The 17456-nt window shown below is 71.7% G+C and carries 16 protein-coding genes; 12 read left to right on the forward strand and 4 right to left on the reverse strand.

What is annotated here, in order from left to right; genetic code table 11:
- Positions 1 to 322: 322 nt before the first annotated feature.
- The 4 genes from ACFYUV_RS44595 to ACFYUV_RS44610 are packed head-to-tail and all read left to right on the forward strand — an operon-like array spanning position 323 to position 3714.
- Positions 323 to 853, forward strand: coding sequence for an EF-hand domain-containing protein (locus ACFYUV_RS44595; RefSeq protein WP_387680491.1), 531 nt, complete (start codon positions 323 to 325; stop codon positions 851 to 853).
- 52 nt (positions 854 to 905) lie between these two features.
- Positions 906 to 1976 (forward strand): isocitrate/isopropylmalate family dehydrogenase, encoded by a 1071-nt coding sequence (locus ACFYUV_RS44600; RefSeq protein ID WP_387680494.1) that lies wholly within the window; start codon positions 906 to 908, stop codon positions 1974 to 1976.
- On the forward strand, positions 1973 to 2803 hold the full coding sequence (locus ACFYUV_RS44605; protein WP_387680497.1) for a cysteine hydrolase family protein: 831 nt from the start codon (positions 1973 to 1975) through the stop codon (positions 2801 to 2803). Before ACFYUV_RS44600 ends, ACFYUV_RS44605 begins: the two co-directional genes overlap by 4 nt.
- Positions 2758 to 3714 (forward strand): class I SAM-dependent methyltransferase, encoded by a 957-nt coding sequence (locus ACFYUV_RS44610; protein ID WP_387680499.1) that lies wholly within the window; start codon positions 2758 to 2760, stop codon positions 3712 to 3714. The genes ACFYUV_RS44605 and ACFYUV_RS44610 overlap by 46 nt, the downstream gene beginning before the upstream one ends.
- Before the next feature lie 306 nt (positions 3715 to 4020).
- On the opposite strand, the gene ACFYUV_RS44615 is transcribed toward ACFYUV_RS44610, so the two are convergent.
- Positions 4021 to 4914 carry a Gfo/Idh/MocA family protein gene (locus ACFYUV_RS44615; protein WP_387680501.1) on the reverse strand — a complete coding sequence of 298 codons (894 nt, stop codon included), beginning with the start codon at positions 4912 to 4914 and terminating at the stop codon, positions 4021 to 4023.
- Between the two features lie 666 nt (positions 4915 to 5580).
- On the opposite strand from ACFYUV_RS44615, the gene ACFYUV_RS44620 reads away from it, so the two are divergent.
- The 3 genes from ACFYUV_RS44620 to ACFYUV_RS44630 all read left to right on the forward strand — a co-directional run bounded on the left by ACFYUV_RS44620 (position 5581) and on the right by ACFYUV_RS44630 (position 8751).
- On the forward strand, positions 5581 to 7005 hold the full coding sequence (locus ACFYUV_RS44620; protein ID WP_387680504.1) for an amidase: 1425 nt from the start codon (positions 5581 to 5583) through the stop codon (positions 7003 to 7005).
- A 217-nt stretch (positions 7006 to 7222) separates the two neighbouring features.
- Complete coding sequence (locus tag ACFYUV_RS44625; RefSeq protein WP_387680507.1) at positions 7223 to 7801, forward strand: RNA polymerase sigma factor; 579 nt, start codon at positions 7223 to 7225, stop codon at positions 7799 to 7801.
- Positions 7798 to 8751 carry a CU044_5270 family protein gene (locus tag ACFYUV_RS44630; RefSeq protein ID WP_387680510.1) on the forward strand — a complete coding sequence of 318 codons (954 nt, stop codon included), beginning with the start codon at positions 7798 to 7800 and terminating at the stop codon, positions 8749 to 8751. The genes ACFYUV_RS44625 and ACFYUV_RS44630 overlap by 4 nt, the downstream gene beginning before the upstream one ends.
- A gap of 100 nt (positions 8752 to 8851) precedes the next feature.
- Here the strand turns inward: ACFYUV_RS44630 and ACFYUV_RS44635 are convergent, their stop codons facing one another.
- Complete coding sequence (locus tag ACFYUV_RS44635) at positions 8852 to 9439, reverse strand: TetR/AcrR family transcriptional regulator (protein ID WP_387680512.1); 588 nt, start codon at positions 9437 to 9439, stop codon at positions 8852 to 8854.
- Positions 9440 to 9554: 115 nt separating this feature from the next.
- A complete protein-coding gene (locus tag ACFYUV_RS44640; RefSeq protein ID WP_387680514.1) occupies positions 9555 to 10490 on the reverse strand; it encodes a GNAT family N-acetyltransferase in 936 nt (311 codons plus the stop codon).
- 231 nt (positions 10491 to 10721) lie between these two features.
- Between ACFYUV_RS44640 and ACFYUV_RS44645 the strand changes: the two genes are divergently transcribed.
- The 3 genes from ACFYUV_RS44645 (at position 10722) to ACFYUV_RS44655 (ending at position 14141) form a co-directional block, all read left to right on the forward strand.
- On the forward strand, positions 10722 to 11237 hold the full coding sequence (locus tag ACFYUV_RS44645; RefSeq protein ID WP_387680517.1) for a hypothetical protein: 516 nt from the start codon (positions 10722 to 10724) through the stop codon (positions 11235 to 11237).
- Between the two features lie 75 nt (positions 11238 to 11312).
- A complete protein-coding gene (locus tag ACFYUV_RS44650) occupies positions 11313 to 12575 on the forward strand; it encodes an erythromycin esterase family protein (RefSeq protein WP_387680520.1) in 1263 nt (420 codons plus the stop codon).
- 36 nt (positions 12576 to 12611) lie between these two features.
- A complete protein-coding gene (locus tag ACFYUV_RS44655; protein WP_387680522.1) occupies positions 12612 to 14141 on the forward strand; it encodes an FAD-dependent monooxygenase in 1530 nt (509 codons plus the stop codon).
- Positions 14142 to 14224: 83 nt separating this feature from the next.
- On the opposite strand, the gene ACFYUV_RS44660 is transcribed toward ACFYUV_RS44655, so the two are convergent.
- A complete protein-coding gene (locus ACFYUV_RS44660) occupies positions 14225 to 14851 on the reverse strand; it encodes a TetR/AcrR family transcriptional regulator (RefSeq protein WP_387680525.1) in 627 nt (208 codons plus the stop codon).
- Positions 14852 to 14947: 96 nt separating this feature from the next.
- On the opposite strand from ACFYUV_RS44660, the gene ACFYUV_RS44665 reads away from it, so the two are divergent.
- Together ACFYUV_RS44665 and ACFYUV_RS44670 are read left to right on the forward strand one after the other, a co-directional pair.
- On the forward strand, positions 14948 to 16117 hold the full coding sequence (locus ACFYUV_RS44665; RefSeq protein ID WP_387680527.1) for a cytochrome P450: 1170 nt from the start codon (positions 14948 to 14950) through the stop codon (positions 16115 to 16117).
- 129 nt (positions 16118 to 16246) lie between these two features.
- Positions 16247 to 17401 carry a serine hydrolase domain-containing protein gene (locus ACFYUV_RS44670; RefSeq protein ID WP_387680530.1) on the forward strand — a complete coding sequence of 385 codons (1155 nt, stop codon included), beginning with the start codon at positions 16247 to 16249 and terminating at the stop codon, positions 17399 to 17401.
- Positions 17402 to 17456: the final 55 nt, after the last annotated feature.

The following is a 17456-nucleotide window of genomic DNA, read 5'->3' on the forward strand; positions in this document are numbered from 1 at the left end:
CCCCATCCGGGACGCCCCTCCCCCCACCATCACCCAGAGACATGAAAAACTAGCGTCCGGGATACGGAAGCACAGCGCCCTCGAAGCGGGAGTCGCAAATCCCCATATAACGGGAAATATCCCCAGCTTCCCGGCGCTCCCTGCGCGTAACGGGTTCGGGAATCACACGAGTTCTCCGCCTTTGTCACCCAGCGAGGCTTTCTGGCGAATTATTCCAAATGCGGGATTTTGCGTTTCCCTCGCCGCCAAAGAGCTGGTCACCCACGCGTCAGGTTCCGTTATAGAGTCTGCACCCGGACCCCGCCGAAGAAAGGTGACAGGCATGCAAGACGCGGCCATCGACCGAGTAAAACTCATCTTCACCCTGTTCGACGCCGACGGCACCGGTTACCTTGAGGCCGAAGACTTCGACCGTATGGCCAACCGTGTATTGGCGGCGTCCCCTCGTTCCACGGAAGCCGCCAAGAGCGCGATCAGTGACGCTTTCCGCCGTTACTGGACAACTCTTGTCGAGGAACTCGATTCAGACAAAGACGGCCGCATCAGCTTCGAGGAGTACAGCGCGTGCGTCCTGTCCCCCGAACGCTTCGACGACGCGCTGACCGACTTCGCCGAGGCGCTGGCAGAGCTGGGTGACCCCGACGGCGACGGCCTCATCCACCGCACCGATTTCATGGCGCTCATGACCGCCATCGGCTTCAAGCGGCGCAATGTCAACACCCTCTTCGACGCGTTCGGCCCCTCCCAGGACGACCAGGTCAAGGTTCCGGTCTGGGCCGAGGGCATCAAGGAGTACTACAGCCCCGAGAAGGCGGACATCGCGGGCGACCTCCTGCTCGGAGAGTCCAGCTGACGGCCGCCACGAGCCGGCGCGTCCGGCCTTCGACGACGAAAAGGGAGCAGTAGTGGAACCAGTCATCGGACTTGCCATCGGCCGGGGAACGGGCCCCGAGCTCGCGGCCGTCTTCGAGCGGGTGCTGGCCGGGATCGCCGACGTCTGCGGCACGAAGGTGGCCCTCACCCGCTCTGAGCGGATCTATCACTCCTACGTGTCCTTGAAGGCCGGCGCGGAGGCCGAGGAGATCCGCGAGAGCACGCGGCAGGACGCCGACCACTACACGCGCTTCTGCCGCTCGCTGGCGGCCGCCGGCGTCCCCGCCGTCTTCCGTACGGCGATCAACGCCCAGTCGCTCTACCTGGTCCGCCAGCGCCTGCAGGCGGTGAAGATCGACGCCATCACCACGGCCGGGGCATCGCTGCTGCTGGTCAGAGACCAGGCCCAGGGCTTCTACACCGGCGAGAACGTGCACCTTCCCGGCGCGCTCGTCCGCACGATGACCTTCAGCAGGGAGATCACCGAGAAGGTCATCGCGCTGGCCGTGCGCCGGGCGCGCCAGGAGTGGCCCGACGGCCGCATCGACGAGATCGTCATGGCCTACAAGTTCCACCTGCTCGACGGGGCGCTCGACGAGTGGGTGGCCGAGAGCGCCGCCCGCCACGGCGTGCAGATCGGCCTGTTCCAGCCCGACACCGTCAACCGCAATCTCATCGAACGCGGCCCCCGCCCCCGCACGGTGATCATCGCGGGCAACGAGTGGGCCGACATCATGCACGTGGTGCTGCTCGACCGCCTCGGCTCCGAGCGGCAGGAGAACCGCTGCACCGAGAACGTCTACCTGCATCCCGACGCGCGCGGCCTGGTCGAGTACCAGACCGTGCACGGCTCCGCCGACGATCTGGCGGGCACCGGGAGGGTCAACCCGGTGGCCACCGTCCGGGCCGCGGCGGCCATCGCCGAGCGGCACGCGGGGTGCGCCGGAGCGGTGCGGATGGTCGAACGCGCCCTGATGACGCTCGACCGGCACGGCGTCGCCACCCCTGACGCCGGCGGACGCCACTCCACCACCGGCGTGGTCGACGCCCTCCTCGACGCCCTGGAGCCCGTGGCCCGGCCGGTCTCGATGGCGGACTCATGACCGACGAGCAGCCACAGCCCCAGAAGGAACGTTCCATTCTCGTCAGCGGGCAACACCAGGAACGTGCCACCGTCCCGGCCGCCGAGGAGCGCCCGCCCGTCCAGGAACGTGCCGGCCTGGCCGCCGAGGAGCACCCGCCCGTCACCGAGCGTGCGGCTCTGGTCGTCGTCGATCTGCAGAACGACTTCTGTACCGGCTCCACCGCCCGTGCTCGTTACGCCGGTGACCCGGCGGCTCTGGAGACGGCCGCGGCCAACACGGCCAGAGCCCTCGCATCGGCGCGAGCCCGCGGCATGGACGTGGTGTTCGTCCGGTTCGTCGGTGACGCCGAGCATCAGGGGCCGAGCTGGCGGCGGCGCGACCTCACCCAGGGCAAACCCCTCAAATGCCTCGAAGGCACCTGGGGCGCGCAGTTCCACAAGGTCGAGCCCGCGCCCGGCGAGCCGGTCTTCACCAAGTGGGCCTGCTTCGACGCCTTCCTCAGCGAGGGCTTCGAGCGGCACCTGCGCGGACGCGGCATCGTCCGCCTGGTGTTCGCCGGCCTGTACACCGACGTCTGCGTGGACAGCACCGCCCGCACCGCGTTCCAGAAGGGCTTCCACATCACGGTGCTGACCGACTGCACCGCCAGCCGCTACCTGCCCGACTCGGAGATCCTGCGCTTCATGGCCGCCCTCTACGGCGCCCATCTCACCTCCCACGACGTCCCCGGCTCGTGGATCCCGGAACAGGAGACCGCCGCGGTGTCAGCGGACGGTCGACCGGCCCGAGAGGAGCGCACGTGCCGGACAACCGACAGCTCGAGATCGACAGCGGCGTCGGCCTGACCGCGCTCATGGTCGCCGCCGCGCGGGCGATCGAGACCCACCGCCCCGACTCCCTGGCCGCCGACCCCTACGCCGAGCACTTCGTCCGCGCCTCCGCCGCCTCGGCCGCCTGGCCGACCCGTCCGCAGGACGTGCCCGGCGGCGACGCCAACCCTCTGTGGGGCAGGCTCGGGCGCTACTTCGGTCTGCGTACCCGGGTCCTCGACGACTTCCTGCTGCGTGCGGCCAAGGCGGGCATCCGGCAGGTCGTCCTGCTCGGCGCGGGGCTCGACAGCCGGGCTCTGCGGCTCGGCTGGCCTCGGGGACAGGTCGTGTACGAGATCGACCGGCCGGGTGTGCTGGCGTTCAAGGAACACGTCCTCGCCTCGCTCGCCGTCGAGCCGTCTTCCCCGGTTCGGGGCGTCCCGGCGGCACGGCGCCGGGTGGTCGCGGCCGACGTCGGCGACGACTGGGCCGGCGCGCTGCTGGCCGCGGGCTTCGACGCGAACGCGCCGACCGCCTGGCTGGCCGAGGGGCTGCTGCTCTACCTGGATCCGGAGGTCGAGCGGCGGCTTCAGCGGACCATCGACGTCCTGAGCGCCGAGGGAAGCGTCCTGGCGTTCGAGGCGAAGCTCGGGCTGGGGTCGCCGGCGGTCCGCGCCAACCCGGTCTACGCGGCGACCAAGGCGCAGATCGGCGTGGATCTGCTCGCGTTGTTCGACCGGAAGCCGCGTCCTGACTCCATCGGGCTGCTGAGGGGGCGGGGCTGGTCCGCCACCGTCCGCACGCCCTTCGACTTCACCCGTCAGCACGGTCGAGGCCCCCTCCCCGAACCGGACGACGCCTTGGCCACCAACCGCTGGGTGTTCGCCGACAAACCACGACAGAGCCACGTCTTGGGCGTCTCCGTCCCCACGTTCCGCGACTGCTGACGGCCGGCTTCCGGGCCAGGTGCGAACAGACGGCGAGGCCCCCTTGGCTGCCCGACTGGTGGCGATCGCGAACGGTCGGAGCGCGGGGCGGTCCAGGGGGCGGGGCCGCGAATGGTGCCATGTGTGACTGTCGGGGCGCTGGTTCGGCTCAGGGTCGGGGCGCTGGTTCGGCTCGGTGGCGGGGCTTGGTGGTTGGTGTCTGGGGGCGGGTGTGGGGGTTGGTGTCTGGGGGCGGGTGTGGGGGTTGGTGTCTGGGGGCGGGTGTGGGGGTTGGTGTCTGGGGGCGGTTGATGGGCGGGGTGGTGCTCAGGTGGTGGGGGCGTGTTCTCGGGCTGAGATTAGGATGTCCAGGATCGCGAGGGTTTCGGCCCATGGCACTGGGTTCGGGGCGCCGTCCACCATGCTGAGGAACGCCTCCATCGTCCGGATGTATCCCAGGCTGTGGACCGGGTCGGGGCCGCTTTCGATCACGATCGACTCGCTGCCGTGCCGGCCGTGGAGGGTCACCGTGTAGGCGTTGTCGTCCGAGACGCCCAGGATCTCGACCGTTCCGACTATCCCGTTCGCCCACTGCAGTGCCAGGACGCCGGTGTCCTCCGACCTGAGTGTCCGGTAGTGGCGTCTGGTGCCGGCTGCGCCGACCAGGCGTACGTCCGGGCCCAGCAGGGCGACCAGCGGTTCGACGCCGTGGATGCCCATGGTCACCATCGTCCCGCCGCCCTCGCCGGGAGTGTCCTGCCAGGCGTTGTAGCCGTCGGCCCACTGGCCCACGTCGTGCCGGACCGTCGCCCGTACCGACAGCACGTCCTGCGCGTCGGCGCGGAACTCGGCGAGTGCGGGCGCGAAGCGCAGCACCGAGCCTGACATCACCCGATCGTGCACCGGCAGCCGGCGCAGGGCGTCGAGCTGCTCCCTGGTCGCGGCGGCGGGCTTGTTCACGAAACACGGCACGCCGGTCTCCAGCACCCGGGCGAGGGCGGCGGGCACGTGCGGGTTGGGCAGCGTCAGCACGACGCCGTCCGGGTTTCCCGTCAGCAGCTCGTCGAGGTCGCCCGCGGCCTTCGCCGCGGGATGCTCCTCGGTGAAGCGCCGCAGCCGCTCGGCGTCGGGCTCCCAGACGGTCAGCTCGGCGTGGCGGGTGAGGGTGCGGGCGTCGGTGTACGGATGGCTGGTGGCGAGCCCGGCGAGCGCGATGCGCACAGCTTTCCTCCAAATGGGCGATATTTCAGGAAATGATCCACATCATGTCAGGACCATGGGAACCGCCCCGGCCCCCTCAGGGGCGAACCACTCCTGCGCCCCAGGGGCAAACCCATTCCTGGAGCACAAGGACAACCCCGCTCCCGATCCCCCAGAAGCTGACCCGCTCCTCGGTCTCCGATTCGGGAGCGGCCGTGGAGATGGCGGGCCAGGGGCGTGCCGCGGGGCCCGTAGTTTGTGGTTTCCGGTCGTAGTCCAGGGGGTGCCGGGTGCTGCTCGGCGTGGACGGGCAGTTGGGGCCGCCGTCCTGGTCTCCGGTTCCCGAACGGCCGTGCAGCAGGGCCGCCCGTAGTTTGTGGTTCCCGTCGTAGTACATGAGGGTGCTGCTCGGTGGGGGCGGGCAACTGTGCAGGCCGTCCTGGTTTCCGGTGCGGGCGTCATCGTCTTGGGTGAGGTGCAGGGAGGCCATGAGTCCCTGGTGAAAACTCGGTGGACCGGACGGACGGTCGCTGCGAGCATGGCTGGTGATGTACCGAGCGTAGGAACACGTCGATCACCGGCAGGGGGACGGCCCAGGAGCCGTCGCTCCCTTGTCGGCAGCTCTCTGACTCTTCCCTCAGACGATCGACGTACGGGCGCCCGAGCGCGCCCGGAGAAGGACTTTCCATGGACATCCATGAGTACGCCAGGTACGACGCCACCGGCCTCCGCGACCTGATCAGGACGGGCGAGGCCGACGCCGGCGAGGTCGAGGCGGCGGCCCGCCAGGCGCTGGCGCAGGTCGACGAACACGTGAACGGGCTGGCGCTGCCGGTGTTCTCGCCGGCGCTCGACCACGCAGCCGACGGCCCCTTCGCGGGGGTGCCGTTCCTCATCAAGGACCACGGGCCGGTGGCCGAAGGGGTGCCGTTCACGCTGGGCAGCCGGGCATATCCCGGCGTCCTCGCCCGGCGCGACACCGACCTGATGACGCGGTTCCGCGCCGCCGGACTGGTCACGCTGGGCCTGACCACGGTGCCCGAGCTGTGCGTCAGCTTCACCACCGAGCCCGTGCGCTACGGGCCCGTACGCAACCCCTGGGACCTCGGCCGGACCGCGGGCGGGTCGAGCGGCGGCGCCGCGGCGCTGGTGGCGGCCGGTGCTGTGCCGGTCGCGCACGCCAGCGACGGCGCCGGCTCGACCCGCGTCCCGGCCGCCTGCTGCGGGCTGGTCGGGCTCAAGCTGAGCCGTGGGCGCGGCCCCTGCGGCCCGGACGCCGGCGAACCGGTGCTCGGCATGGCGGACGAGTTCGTGCTCACGCGCACGGTCCGCGACGCCGCGGGCCTGCTGGACGCGGTCCACGGGCCGGGGATCGGCGACAAGTACACCGCGCCTCCCCCGCGCGGGCCGTACGCACGGGAGCTCGTGACGGATCCGGGCCGGTTGCAGGTGGCGCTGACCACCACCTCCTGGATGGGCACGGACGTGGACCCGGAGGTCGCCGCGGCGGCGGTCGCGACGGCCCGCTTGCTGGAGCAGGCGGGGCACGTCGTGGAGGAGGCGAGCCCGGCGGTCGACCGGGAGGACGCCATGAGGGCGTGGATCATCGAGGCCGTCGGGGTCGCCTCCCCGTGCCTGCTCGCGCCACGGCAGCCCGACGAGGCCAGGATGGAGGCGGTCTCGCGGGAGTTCCTGAAGGCGGCCAGGCAGGCCACCGCGCTGGACATGCTGGCCGCCTTCGACGCCCAGAACCGGATCACCCGATCGGCGGCGGCCTTCTTCGCCGGGTACGACCTGCTCGTCACGCCCACCCTGGGCCGTCTGCCGGTGCCGCACGGCACGTTGCGGTACGACGATCCCGGTCAGACACTGCGGGGATGGCTGGAGACGTTGTCCGGGTTCGGGCCGTTCACGCAGTTGTTCAACACCACCGGGCAGCCGGCGATCAGCCTGCCGCTGGGGCAGAGCGCGGGCGGGCTGCCCATCGGCGTGCAGGTCGCCGCCGCCTACGGACGCGAGGACCTGCTGTTCCAGGTTGCCGCGTTCCTGGAACGGGCGATGCCGTGGCGGGACCGGGTTCCGCCGATCTTCGCGGGCGGCCTGCCCGGGTGACGGGGAGGCGGCCGCTCTGAGGCGGTGGGTGCGGGCGGCTCGGCTTCGAGCGGGGGCATGGTCATGCCCGGTCGAGGTCGTAGCCGCCCTTACAGACCGGTTCCAGGGCCGTCGCGAGTGCACTCCGGGGTGCCCGCGAACGGCCGCCTCGCGTGAACTCGATCGCCGGCTCGGGTGAAAGACGGGCGACACCACTTCCTTGCAAAGGCTCAACCACATGCCGCCCAGTACAACGCTGTCCGACGCCGCCCTGATCGAACGGTCGTGGCGAGATCCCGAGGACTTCGCCTTGCTGTTCGACCGGCACGCAGGACACATCCACCGTTATGTGGCCCGCCGGCTCGGCGACGACACGGCCGACGACGTCGTCTCCGAGACGTTCCTCGCGGCGTTCAGGCAGCGCCGGGATTACGACACCGCCCGTCCGGAGGCTCTCCCCTGGTTGTACGGCTTCGCGACCAACTTCGTCCGCCGGCACCAGCGCGCAGAGATCAATCGTTACAAGGCGTACTCGAAGGTGGGCGCGCTGCCCGACGCGGACGACGCCGCCGAACAAGCACTTGAGCGGGCGAGCGCACAGGCCGTACGCCGTCCGCTCGCCCGGGCGCTGGCCTCGCTGAAGGCCCGCGACCGGGACGTCCTCTTACTCGTGGCCTGGGCCGACCTCACCTACGAGGAGGTGGCCGACGCCCTGTCCATCCCGATCGGAACGGTTCGTTCCCGCCTCAGCCGCGCGCGGGCCATCGTCCGCGACGTCCTCGGCAGCATCGACCCCACGATGGAGCAGACCTCATGAACGACCAGACCGACCTGACCGAGCTGCGTGACCTGTTCGCCGACAAGCCGTACCCGACGGCGGATCGCCTCGCCCCCGCCCGTACCGCGCTCCTGGCCGAAGCCCGTACGAAGCGCCGGTTCCGGCCGGCCGGGCCGCGTCGTCTGGTGCCGGCGGCGGGCCTGGTCGCGGCGATGGCCGCAGGGGTGATCGTCGTCCAGACGGTCAATTCCTCCGCGCCCGCGAGCGCCGCCGAGGTCCTGCGGCTGGCGGCCGCGGCCGCGACCGCCGCGCCCTGGCCGCAACCCCGCGACGACCAGTACCTCCACTACGAGCGCATCGCGGAGTCGTACAGCGAGAAGGGGGTCCGCAACGTCGTTCCGCGGCACAACACGGGTGAGGTCTGGGAGTCCGTGGACGGCTCCCGCACAGGGCTCCACTGGCACAAGCCGGCGAAGACCGTCCCCCGAGGGGGCGAGTACAAGGAGCTCCTGATCCGGTGCCCCGAACGCGGCTTCGGGCGTCCCACCTACGCCGACCTGCGCGAGTGGCCGGTGGACCGGGAGCAGCTCCGGCGCAAGCTGGCCGAACTCGGCAACGAGATGGTCGCCGGCAAGGACCCGGCGACCCGGACCTGGTACGGCGTCCGCTCCGTCCTCGGCAGCCCGGTCCCGCCCAGGCAGCAGGCGGCCATCTTCGAGATCGCCGCGACCCTGCCGGGCATCGAGATGGAGGAGCTCAAGGACGCCACCGGCAAGCCGGGCATCGCGGTGACCCGGGTGGACAACCTGGGGCCCGGGGGTACCGTCTCCCGGGAATCGCTCATCTTCGACAAGACCTCCTACGTCCTTGTGGGCGGGCAGGACTTCGTACCGGGGCAAGGCCGTGAAGTGTGGTCCGTCACCCGTCCGCAGCTCACCGACGCCCTCCCGGCCTGGTCCAAGACGGTGAAGCGGAAAGGCTGCGCCTGAGCCCGCGTCCGGCGGACGGCAGATGGACCGCGTCGGCTGCTCCTCTCCGCCCTGCACTCCGCGGGGAGAACCGGGCAGGTCGCCGGGATGACGTGGGACGTCAATGGGCGCGGGTGGGGCCGATGCCGGTGAAGAGGGCGTCGAGGATCCGGTCGACGTACTCATGAGTCAGCGGTTCCTGTGTGATCAGGAGCTGGAAGTACAGCGGGCCGGACAGGATCGCCATCGCCAGGGTGAGGTCGAAGGCGGGCGACAGCTGCCCCTGGTCGCGGGCCGCCTTCAGGCGGGCGACGGTCTTGTCCGCCTGTGGGGCGACGAAGCGTTCGTTGAGCGCGGCGGCGATCTGGGGATCGTGCTGGGCCTCGCCGATCAGGGCCTTGAACAACGGGCCGACGGGTGGCCCGGCCAGCAGGTCAACGGCCGAGTGGATCTGGGCGCGCAGGTCGGCCACGATGTCGCCGCTGTCGGGGTAGTCCAGGGCAGGCCCGTTCACCGACAACAGCGAGTCGAACAACAGGGCTGCCTTGGACGGCCATCGGCGGTAGATGGTCTGCTTGCTGGCGCCCGCTCGGGCGGCGACCGCCTCCATGCTCAGTTTGGCGTAGCCGATCTCCTGGCCGAGCTCCAGCGTGGCCCGCATGATGGCCTCGGTCCGGTCGGCACCGCGACGGTGGGGCGTGTCGGTCATGCCGACACCTTATCGGTACGGCGCGTTCCGTACGGGCGGAGGACTGCGGGGGCCCGGACTCCGGCGCGGGGTCCGGCTGGGCGCGTACCCGCCCTGTCCGGCGCCGAGCGGCCGATCAGGTATGGGACGGGGGTGGGGACAGGACCAGGCGGATGGCGAAATTGCGGTAGCCGGCGCGTTCGAAGGCGCGGGCCATCGGGACATTGCCCGCGTCCGTGTCGGCGACGATCCGCTGCACGCCGCGTGCCGCGTGGTTGCGGGTGATCTCGCCGAGCAGGTCGTTCACGTAGCCCCGGCCGCGGTGCTCGGGCACCACCCCGAGGTAGCCGACCACCGGGCCGCCACCGTTCGCCGACGGCAGCGCGACCCCGGCCAGCTCGCCGTCCGCGGTGTAGGCCAGGCGCCACCAGGAGCGCTCACCGGGCATGGAGCGGTAGCCGGCGACGTCCTGGCGCGCCTGCGCGTCCGGGTCCATGGTGACCAGGGCTTCGCGGGTGTGGTGGTCGAGCGTGCCGACGGCCACCCGGCGGAACGCCGCGACGAACAGCTCGTCGTCGTCCTCGCCGCGGAACTCCAGCCGGCCCGACGGCTTGGGCGCCCCGGCTTCGGCGGTCCACTCGTAGCGCAGTCGTTCCAGTTCCTCGGTCAGCCCCGCGCGGCCCGCGGCCGTCCGGCGCCAGGCGATCGCGGCCGCGGACGTGGGGTCGTCGCGCCAGCCGTTGGAGACGAACACGTGGTAGGCGGGCTTGTCGTCGTAGGCGGCGTGGGCGTGGCCGAGCAGGTCGGCGGCCAGGCCGATGGGGTCGTCGACCGAGGGGTGGACGTAGAGGCAGTCCAGCGCGAGAGGCTTGCCGGCGTCGGGCGAACCCCACCACACGGCGCGGGCCAGGATCTCGCCGTTCTCCTCGGCGATCCAGATCCACGCGTGGCGGTAGTCGCCGGATTCGAGGAAGGACAGCAGCCGGTCAGGATGGGCCCAGCTGATGCCCTCATCGACGACGCAGCCGAGCAGACGGTCGAGATCGCCCTCGACCGCGGGACGAAAAATCACAGATCCTCCAGAAAGTGGAAGCGGACCCGGTGGGCGCCCGTTCGGTGCGGGACATCTCGGTCGTCCCGCACCCGGCGTGCCGGTTCCGCCGACACCATATCGGTACGGAACGTTCCGTACTTGACAGCGGACGTCCACCTTGGACATCATCCTATCGGTACGGAACGTTCCGTACACATAAGCAGAGCAGACCACACCGCCACCACCTCACGAGAAGAAGACGATCGCGTGATGCCCGTCCCCCCTGACCCGACCGCGCTGCACCCCATGCCCGATCAGCCCCGGGTCGTGCTGCTCAAGCCCCTGGTCACCTCACCGCTGATCGACGTCGGCGAGTTCTCCTACTACGACGACGCCGATGATCCGACCGCCTTCGAGACCCGCAACGTGCTGTACCACTACGGCCCGGAGAAACTGATCATCGGCAAGTTCTGCGCGCTCGGTGAGGGCGTGCGGTTCATCATGAACGGCGCCAACCACCGCATGGACGGCCCCTCGACCTTCCCCTTCCCCATCATGGGCGGTTCCTGGGCCGAGCACTTCGGCCTCGTCACCGGCCTGCCCGGCCAGTCTCATCCGACGTCGCCACAGCGACGCCGACATCGCCCGCCTCCTCGCGCTGGCCTGGTGGGACTGGCCGCTGCAGCACCTCACCCGGCACGTCGCCACGATCATGTCCGGCAGCGTCGCGGAGCTGGAGGAAGCGGCGGCCCGCGGGCGCTAGGACGCGCCACCGGGCTCCGGTGACGCCTCCGCCCACGGTGTCACGCGCCTCCATTCGTCGTTCCTTCACCATTCCACGATCAGAATCGAGCTGTCCTCATGCCCGCTTCGTCCCGCCCCGACCCGTTCGCCGACTGGCTTCGCGGCCACGCCGTCCCGCTCACCCACCTCGATCCCGAGGCTCCGCTCGACGACCTGGAGCCGTTGCGCGACCTCGTCGGCGATGCGCGCGTCGTCGCGGTCGGCGAGAACTCCCACTTCATCACCGAGTTCTCGGTCATGCGCCGGCGCATCCTGCGGTTCCTGGCCGAGCGCTGCGGCTTCACCGTCCTGGCCTTCGAGTACGGATTCAGCGAGGGCGTCCCCCTGGACGCCTGGGCGCAGGGCGAAGGCACGGACGACGAGCTGGCGGCCCGGCTCGCGACGGCGATCCCCGTGGGGGTCGACGAGCCGCTGCGCTGGATGCGCCGGCACAACGCCTCAGTGGCCGAGCCGGTGCGTTTCGCCGGGATCGACATCCCGGCGGCCGGCGGGTCCCTGCTTCCCGCCCTGGCCCCGGTCGCCGACTACCTGCGCCAGGTCGATCCCGAGACCCTCCCGGTGATCGAGGAGGCGATGCGGATCGCCGGGTCGTTCGCCGGCGCCTCCGCGGCCTCGGCCGCGCCGGCCTGGACCCGCCTGGCAACCGCCGAGCAGGACGCTCTCAGCGCGATCCTGATGCGGCTGCTCATGCGCTTTCGTGCCGTGGAGGTGTTGTACCTCTCCCGTGCCGACCGGCCCGGCTACGACCTCGCCCTGCGCCGCCTTGAGGCCGCCTGCAGCGCCGACTACGGCTTTCGCGCCATGGCCGGTCTGTACGCCGGCACCGGCCTGACCGCCGACACCTCGGCCAGGGACGTCTACATGGCCGGGTCGGTCCAGTGGCACCTGGAACGTTCCGGCCCTGAGGCCCGCATCGTGCTGGCCGCCCACAACGCCCACATCCAGAAGACGCCGGTCTCCTTCAACGGCCGGCTCACGGGGCTGCCCATGGGGCAGCACCTGCACAACCGCCTGGGCGATGACTACGTCGCCCTCGCCCTGACCAGCCCCGCCGGACACACCGCCGACATGCGCCCCGACGAGAACGCGCGCTTCGGCTTCGCCGTCGACGACACCGCGCTGCAGCCGCCCGAGCCGGGCAGCGTCGAGGCCGCCTTCGCCGAGGCCGGGCTCGGGCTCAGCATCGCCGACCTGCGCCAGGCGCACGGGATCGCCGGTCCCGACCGCATCCGGATCCAGAGCGCCTACGTGCACACCCCCGTCCTGGAGGCGTTCGACGGCGTCCTCAACACCCCGACCTCCACCGTCGCCGACCTCTGAAACCCGACACGCGACAGATCGTAAGGAAAGTGACCGATGAAGAACGCCGACGTGATCATTGCGGGGGCCGGACCGGCCGGCCTCATGCTGGCGATCGAACTGAGCCTGGCCGGGGTGCGGCCGCTGGTGCTGGAGCGGCACCCGAACCGCCGCGACACCCCCAAGGCCGGCGGCCTCGGCGGCCAGATCCTGGAGCTGCTGCGCTACCGGGGCCTGCTGGAGCGCTTCCAGGCTGCCTGCCCCGGCCCCGCCCCGGCACCCCGGTTCCCGTTCGGCGGGGTGCATCTGGACTTCACCCGGCTGGCGGACCCGCCGCTGCACGCGCTGCCGCTCCCGCAGCAGCACCTGGAACGGCTGCTCGACGAACGCGCCGGCGAGCTCGGCGTGGACGTACACCGCGGGCACGAGGTGACCGGCGTGAACCAGGACGACGCCGGGGTGAGGGTGGACGTGCGGGGCCCGGACGGACCGTACCGGGTCAGCGCCCGCTACCTGGTCGGCTGCGACGGCGCGCGCAGCCGCGTCCGGGACTGGGCCGGCATCGGCTTCCCCGGCACCGTCTACCCCGAGGTCAACCGGCTGGCCCAGGTCACCCTGACCGACGAGGTCACCGTGCTCGGCAACGGCGATCTCGACGTCCCCGGCTTCGGCGTGATCCGCGCCGGTTTCACCCGCACCGACCACGGCCTGTTCGGCCTCGGCTCCTCACCCGGCGCCCCGAGCGTCTCCCTCTACACCATCGAGGACGAGACCACCGACTACGACGACGACGTCCCGATGACCCTGACCGAACTGCAGGACAGCATGCGCCGCGTGCTCGGCGTGCACCTGCCACTGGCGGGATCGACCCGGCTGTCGCGCTTCACCTTCAAGGCCCGTCAGGCCGAGCGCTACCGGGCCGGGCGCATCCTGCTGGCCGGGGACGCGGCGCACCTGTTCCCCGCCACCGGCGTGGCGCTCAACGCCGGCCTGCTGGACGCGGTCAACCTGGCCTGGAAACTGGCCGCCGACCTGCACGGCCGGGCGCCGGACGGCCTGCTGGACACCTACCACGCCGAACGCCACCTCGCCGGTGCCCGCACCATGCTGCACACCCGCGCCCAGGTCGCGCTGCGACGCGGGCACGACGCAGCCGCCGAAGCGCTCCGTGAGATGGTCCAGGAGCTGCTCACCGACGAGCAGCCGTTGCGGCGCATGGGATCCATGATCGCCGGCGCCGACATCCGCTACCCGATGCCCGGCCCGAACCCCCACCCCCTGGCCGGGACGTTCGCACCCGACCTCCCGCTGCACACCGGCCAGGGAACCACCCGCGTCGCCGAACTCCTGCACCCCGCCAGGCCCGTCCTCCTCGACCTCGCCGACCGCGCCGACCTTCGCGAGGCCGCCCGCGCCTGGGGGCAGCGCGTCGACGTCCACACCGCCAGGACCGACCGGCGACCGTCCGACGCCCTGCTGATCCGCCCCGACGCGCACGTCGCCTGGGCCGCGTCCGTCGACGAACCCGCCGACACCGCCGTACCGGCGTTGCACGAAGCACTCTCCACCTGGCTCGGCACCCCCTGACGTGGACCGGAAGCCGACCGGATGCGGGCAGGTTCGTACCGGTCGGGCAGGGGGCCGCGTCAGGGGCCGCTGGAACCAGCCGATCAGGAATCCGGTGACCCGCTCGCGGTCGCGGACGCCGGCCGCTCCCGCCCGGCCGCGCCGACGAGCGGGAGGACGACGTCGTCGACGATGGAGGCGATCACGTCGTCGGCGAGCGGCAGGCCGCCCAGGACCACCTCGTTGCGTGCCAGGTCGAAGGGCAGCCGGAGCACCCGGGCAGGAAGGTCGGCGGTGGGGATCTCGCCGCGCTCCGCGGCGCGCGCCAGGACGGCGGCCATCGCGTGCCCGGCCGTGGAGCGTGCGATCCACGCGCGCACCGCGGCGGCGGCGTCCGGGTCGCGGGCCGTTTCCGCGAGCAACCCGGCCAGCACCTCGCCGCGGACGGCGCCGAACCCGTTGACGGCCTCCCGCAGCAGGTCGATCAGGTCCGGGCGCAGGCCGCCGGTGTCCGGCACCGCGGCGACGGGCGGCGCGGCGCGTTCCATGGCCGCGAGCGCGAGCTCGGCCCGGGTGGGCCAGCGCCGGCTGAGCACCGGGCGGCTGGTGCCGGCCGCCGCCGCGACCGCCTCGAACGTCAGCCTGGCGTATCCGGCCTCGTGCAGGATCTGCCAGGTCGCGTCGAGGATGGCGTCGTCCAGTCGCTGTCCCCGTCGGCGCGTGGGCGTCATCGGACCACTCCTTAAGATGCACTTCGGATCTTATCTGTGCTAGCGTGCAAGGATGCAATTAGATACGTTGTGCATCTTATGGAGGATCAGCAGATCATGACGGAACCCGCCACCGGCGACCCCCCTGGCCTGCCGACCGCCAAGTCCTGCCCGTACCTCCCGGCCGACGGCCACGGCCCCGGCCCTGTCACGAAGGTCCGGCTGCCCGACGGGCGCCAGGCATGGGCGGTGACCGGCTACGCCCAGGGCCGCGCCCTGCTGGCCGACCCCCGGCTGACCGCCGACCGCGCGCACCCCGGCTCGCCCCTGCCGCTTCCGTTCCCACCCGGCCCGCGCACCCGGCCGATGTTGCTCGGCGCCGAAGGGAAGGAGCACCAGCGACAGCGCAGAGCGCTGATCTCCGCGTTCACCGTCAGGCGCGTCACGGCGCTGCGTCCCCGGCTCGAACACCTCGTGCACGAGCGGCTCGACGCCCTGCTGGCCGCCGGGCCGCCCGCCGACCTGGTGGCCGGCTTCGCCCTGCCGGTGCCCTCGCTGGCGATCTGCGAGCTCCTCGGCGTCCCGTACGAGGACCATGCCTTCTTCGAGCGACAGGCCAGGCTCCGGCACGACGCCGAGCAGGCCCCGGCGGCCATGGCGGAACTCGGCCGCTACCTCGAAGCCCTGGTGCGGGCCAAGCAGTCGGCCCCCGGCGACGGCCTGATCGACGCCCTGCTCGCCCATCAGGCCGAGCAGGGCGCGACCGACCTGGACGAGGTCACCGGGCTGGCGCTCGTCCTGCTGATCGCCGGCCACGTCACCACCTCCAGCATGATCTCGCTGGGCACACTCGCGCTGCTCGAACACCCCGAGCAGCTCGCCGCCGTACGCGACGGCACGCCCGCGTGGCCCGGCGTCGTGGAGGAGCTCCTGCGGTACGTCGCCGGCGAGGGCACACTCCCCCGGGTGGCGATCGAGGACGTCGAGATCGGCGGGCAGCTCATCCTCGAAGGCGACGGCGTGCTGATCGTCACCTCCGTCGCCAACCGCGACGAGGCGCTGCTCGACCGCCCCCTGGAGCTGGACGTGCGGCGGCCCGCCGGACGACACCTCACCTTCGGCCACGGCGCCCACCAGTGTCTCGGGCAGAACCTGGCCCGCGCCGAGCTGGAGACGGCCTTCCGCGCCCTGTTCACCCGCATCCCCACGCTCACCCTGGCCGCACCGGCCGGCGAACTGACCACCACGCGCGGATCGGGCCTGGAGAGGCTGCCCGTCACCTGGTGACGGACCCCGTGGACCGGCCCGGACTACTCCCGGCGTCGTAGCCGGCCGCGCACTGGTCCCCTGGCGGTACCGGCAGGTCACTCCGCCGGCAGGACGCCCCCGGACGGCGGCGCGACCATCATGGCGGGCATGAGATCAGCAGTGAATGACCGGGAGAGGTCGGAGGTCCTGAGTTCCGCGCTGGACGGCGTGCGCCGCGCGGGCGTGCCGGGCGTGTACGCCGAGGTGCGCGACGCCGGCCGGGTGTGGCAGGGCGCCGCCGGGGTCGCCGACCTGGAGACCGGCCGTCCCGTCGAGCCCGGGATGGCGCAACGGGTGGGCAGCATCACCAAGACCTTCGTCGCGGCCGCCGTCCTGCAGCGGGCCGAGCGGGGCGACCTCCAGCTCGACGCGCCGATCGGCCGCTACCTGCCCCGGCTGGTGCCGGGCGGGCGCGGGCAGCGGATCACCGTCCGGATGCTGCTCAACCACACCAGCGGCATCGCCGAGTACCTTCCCGCCGCGTTCCCGTCACTGGGCGGGTTTCCGTCCCTGCCGGACGTCTCGCCGGAGAGCCTGGACGGCAACCGGTTCACGTACTTCCCGCCGGCCGAGCTGATCAGGATGGGGCTCGCGGCGCCTCCGACCGGCGAGCCCGGCGGCTCTCCCGGCGTCTACTCCAACACCAACTACATGATCCTCGGCCGGCTTCTGGAGCACGTGACCGGCGCCACGGCCGAGGGGTACGTCACCCGGCACGTCATCGAACGCGCCGGGCTGCGCAACACCGCCTTCCCCGGCGGGCCGAGGATCGAGCAACCGCACCCGCGGATCTACGAGTCGTTCTTCGGCATGATCGACCCGCCCCGCGACTACAGCGTGTACGACATGTCCTGGGTGCGGACGGCGGCCTCCCTGGTGTCCACCATGGAGGACCTCAACACCTTCTACGGCCTGCTGCTCTGCGGCGAGATCGTCGGCCTGTCCATGCTGGCGGAGATGCACCGCACGGTCCCGGTCCGCGCCCACACCGGGGAGATCATCGACTACGGCCTCGGCCTGCAGAAGGTCGAGATCCCGGGAGGCGGCACCTGCTGGGGCCACGGCGGCACGGTCTGGGGGGCCACGACGATGTCGCTGACCCGCGACGACGGCAGGCGGCAGATGTCCATCACGACGAACCTGGCGAGATGGAACAGGCCGGACGCGTCGGGCAGGCCCCGGCCCCATCCGATCGACGCCGCCCTGGCCGCCTTCAGCCGGCAGGTCATGGGACCTCGCGCCAGAGGCGGCAGCCGCGCGTGACCCGGGCCGCGCCACCCCCGTGACCGCCCGTCGTGGCGGCCGGACGGCGGCGGGC

The sequence above is a fragment of the Nonomuraea sp. NPDC003560 genome, from assembly GCF_042878785.1.
Classification (GTDB): Bacteria; Actinomycetota; Actinomycetes; order Streptosporangiales; family Streptosporangiaceae; genus Nonomuraea.

Excerpts from the sequence above, each read along its gene's own strand:
- ACFYUV_RS44595 (WP_387680491.1), top strand. The coding sequence starts at position 323 with ATGCAAGACGCGGCCATCGACCGAGTAAAACTCATCTTCACCCTGTTC.
- ACFYUV_RS44605 (WP_387680497.1), top strand. The coding sequence starts at position 1,973 with ATGACCGACGAGCAGCCACAGCCCCAGAAGGAACGTTCCATTCTCGTC.
- ACFYUV_RS44620 (WP_387680504.1), top strand. The coding sequence starts at position 5,581 with ATGGACATCCATGAGTACGCCAGGTACGACGCCACCGGCCTCCGCGAC.
- ACFYUV_RS44625 (WP_387680507.1), top strand. The coding sequence starts at position 7,223 with ATGCCGCCCAGTACAACGCTGTCCGACGCCGCCCTGATCGAACGGTCG.
- ACFYUV_RS44630 (WP_387680510.1), top strand. The coding sequence starts at position 7,798 with ATGAACGACCAGACCGACCTGACCGAGCTGCGTGACCTGTTCGCCGAC.
- ACFYUV_RS44635 (WP_387680512.1), bottom strand. The coding sequence starts at position 9,439 with ATGACCGACACGCCCCACCGTCGCGGTGCCGACCGGACCGAGGCCATC.
- ACFYUV_RS44645 (WP_387680517.1), top strand. The coding sequence starts at position 10,722 with ATGCCCGTCCCCCCTGACCCGACCGCGCTGCACCCCATGCCCGATCAG.
- ACFYUV_RS44650 (WP_387680520.1), top strand. The coding sequence starts at position 11,313 with ATGCCCGCTTCGTCCCGCCCCGACCCGTTCGCCGACTGGCTTCGCGGC.
- ACFYUV_RS44655 (WP_387680522.1), top strand. The coding sequence starts at position 12,612 with ATGAAGAACGCCGACGTGATCATTGCGGGGGCCGGACCGGCCGGCCTC.
- ACFYUV_RS44660 (WP_387680525.1), bottom strand. The coding sequence starts at position 14,851 with ATGACGCCCACGCGCCGACGGGGACAGCGACTGGACGACGCCATCCTC.
- ACFYUV_RS44665 (WP_387680527.1), top strand. The coding sequence starts at position 14,948 with ATGACGGAACCCGCCACCGGCGACCCCCCTGGCCTGCCGACCGCCAAG.
- ACFYUV_RS44670 (WP_387680530.1), top strand. The coding sequence starts at position 16,247 with ATGAGATCAGCAGTGAATGACCGGGAGAGGTCGGAGGTCCTGAGTTCC.